This window comes from Salinivibrio sp. IB282 (assembly GCF_001995685.1).
Classification (GTDB): Bacteria; Pseudomonadota; Gammaproteobacteria; order Enterobacterales; family Vibrionaceae; genus Salinivibrio; species Salinivibrio kushneri.
This window is the reverse complement of record NZ_MUET01000133.1, coordinates 1-2,735: the sequence shown is the minus strand read 5'-3', so window position 1 is coordinate 2,735 and position 2,735 is coordinate 1. Positions and strand designations below refer to the sequence as shown.

The following is a 2,735-nucleotide window of genomic DNA, read 5'->3' as shown; positions in this document are numbered from 1 at the left end:
TGGTGATGCAGAGGCTCACTCGCCCAATATGGGGATTGTGAGTTGCTACAATGCGCTACCGATTGGAGGCGGTGCGAACACCTTGGTACGCCTTAACTTAAAAAAAGTCGCAGAAGAAGCCAATGATCTCTCGACATTGCTCTCGCACACCTTGCCACATTACGGTGCATTGATGGTGGAGCTGATCGATGCACGCAGTCACTTTCTACATCAAGAATCACACTTTTTTAATAGCTTTCTGGTGCAGGAAGGCTTGATTGATGAGAAAAAATTTGTCCCCATGTTTGGCGTGTACGCGATGGCTGAAGCGGTTAATACCCTGATGGCACGCCAAGGTCTATGTGGCGAATATGGTCACGATGCAGCGGCGAATGAGATGGCACACGATATCACCAAAGCATTGAGTACGTTTGTAGCAGAGACGCCAGTGAAGTATGGCTGGCGTGGACGAGCGTTGCTGCATGCGCAAGGTGGGTTATCCATTGACCAAGGGACCACTCCGGGGGTGAGGATTCGTTACGGTTGTGAACCGGATCCTGTCACCCATTTACAGGCGCTTGCGCCGTTACATCCTTACTTTGAAGCGGGTGTGAGCGAGATCCTAACATTGGATGAAACCATAAAAAGCAATCCCGATGCATTAACCGATTTATGTTTAGGGGCGCTGCAATCCGGGCTGCGTGAATTCACCGCGAATACAGATGGAAATGATCTCGTGCGTATCACCGGCTATATGGTGAAAAAGTCGGAGATTGCCCAGTTTAAACAATCGGGCTCTCGCACCAACACCACGGTATTGGGCGCAGAAGCTTCTGATATGACGACAGTGACAGCACGGCAGCCGCGAGTTGTGAGTGCGGAGTTTCTCGCCGGCGCGCGTTGGACGGACACTCATGAGCCATCCTAAGCAGGAGAAAACATCGGGGTCAGTGGCTCGGGTGGCGAGTGTGTTGCCCTATTCCTGTGTCGATGGTCCCGGTAATCGGATGGTGTTTTTTCTGCAAGGTTGCCAATTTCGTTGCCCAGGGTGCCACAACCCTGAAACCATTGAACGTGACAGCGCAAGCTCATTCGATATGTCTTTGGCCGAGGCAGTGACGGCGATTTATCAACAACGGCACTTTATTCGTGGAATTACCGTCAGTGGTGGTGAGGCCAGTCTGCAATGGCGCTTTGTCCGCGCGCTTTTTCGCGCGGTCAAACAGCACCCTGAATTAGCCCACCTTACATGCTTGATCGATACTAACGGCAGTGTGTCATGTCAGCGTTGGCAGGCGTTGTCATCCTACATGGACGGTGCCATGGTGGATATGAAAGCATGGGGTAATGACGCGCATAGAGCCTTGACCGGACATTCACCCCGCCGTGTGCGTGATAGCCTAATTTGGCTGGCGCAGCAGGGAAAATTGCAGGAAGTGCGGCTGTTACTGGTCCCCGGGTATACCGACTGGCAAGCTAACCTGTCGTCACTCTGCGCCTATTTATATAATTTGCAGCAAATGCAATTGACGCAGGGAAATGTGTTTTCCGTGCGTTTAAATGGTTTTCATCGAGCAGGCGTGAAGGGCAATGCCAGCAACTGGCTAGAGGCAACACAAGCGCATCTTGATATCATAAAAGTCGCCTTGCAAACGGCAGGACTGCAAACTGTGAACATGCCACCACCTGAATTACTGCCTGCAATGGGGGACCAGCGAGAAGTCTGAATCAGCGAGATAGCTAAACGTGTGTCGTCGTGTTCATTAAGCGAACTCCATGACGTGACAAGGCCTCCGGATGAAGCGGAGGCCTTATTGAAATAGTTATTATCTGAGCTCGGGATCTTAAAAATGATAGCTCATGGTCACTTGTGCATCCCACTGATTAGCGCTATCTACAATTGGCGAATCAGCAATGTCACTGTCCAAACGGGTGTATTGCGTACTTTGGCTGATATCCCAGTTTTCGCTCATTGGCATCACAAGCTTGTAWCCTAAGTTGTAGGTAAAGCTGTTATCGCCTTTATAAGCCGAACGTTGCATGGTCGCTTCACTGCCTTTTACACCAAAATAATGATCAACATAATCATCACTTAGCCAGTTCACGCCCGCGAATGGAACAAAGTCGATTTTACCAAAGTGTGTGATATGCATGTACTTCATGCCAGCGTTGAGACCGTCGTATTCGCCCGTGATATCGTGCCCGACAAATGTAGAAAGAACACCACCCATACCGGTATTGATATCCATATTAAAACCGCCATTGATCCCTGCATTACGATCTTTCATGCCAGCCAGGCTATCAGCGTCTTTGCTCTCGTAACCCTTTGATGCATGACCGATAAAAGCGTTGATATTCACACTGTCATCATTATTGCCGAAAAAACGGTAGTTAAGGCCATTTGTTAGATCAGCGTTGAAGTCTTCACCGCGATAGCCAAGGTTTAGGTTCAGATAGGTAGTGTCATCTTGGCTTTTGTAAAGATCACTTGTCGTGCTGATACCCACTTCAGCGACCGCTTGTCCTTCATGTGAGTAGATATTGCCGTTGCGGATATATGTGTCGCCCGCATAGGCTGCATTTGACGCGATCGCTGCGATAATAATAGCTAGTTTTTTCATGTGTTTTACCTTAAAAGTGTCTAACGCTCGGATTGGCAGTACTCTAAACGCAGCGATGCAATAAAAGTATCTTAAGTTGGTATGGAATTGTCTGGTGTTTGTAAACGAAATAATCGGTAGAAATTAGACTACAAT

The 2,735-nt window shown here is 48.7% G+C and carries 3 protein-coding genes; 2 read left to right on the top strand and 1 reads right to left on the bottom strand.

The genetic code is table 11. The features are described from left to right. Both BZG14_RS15040 and BZG14_RS15035 read left to right on the top strand, forming a co-directional pair. Window positions 1–907 (top strand): glycyl radical enzyme domain-containing protein (locus BZG14_RS15040; protein WP_131825204.1); only part of this gene is annotated, 907 nt, incomplete at its 5' end. Further along, window positions 894–1,706 (top strand): 4Fe-4S cluster-binding domain-containing protein, encoded by an 813-nt coding sequence (locus BZG14_RS15035; protein ID WP_198532077.1) that lies wholly within the window; start codon window positions 894–896, stop codon window positions 1,704–1,706. The genes BZG14_RS15040 and BZG14_RS15035, both read left to right, overlap by 14 nt. 117 nt (window positions 1,707–1,823) lie before the next feature. Here the strand turns inward: BZG14_RS15035 and BZG14_RS15030 are convergent, their stop codons facing one another. After that, window positions 1,824–2,600 (bottom strand): MipA/OmpV family protein, encoded by a 777-nt coding sequence (locus BZG14_RS15030; RefSeq protein WP_077609126.1) that lies wholly within the window; start codon window positions 2,598–2,600, stop codon window positions 1,824–1,826. Window positions 2,601–2,735 lie beyond the last annotated feature (135 nt).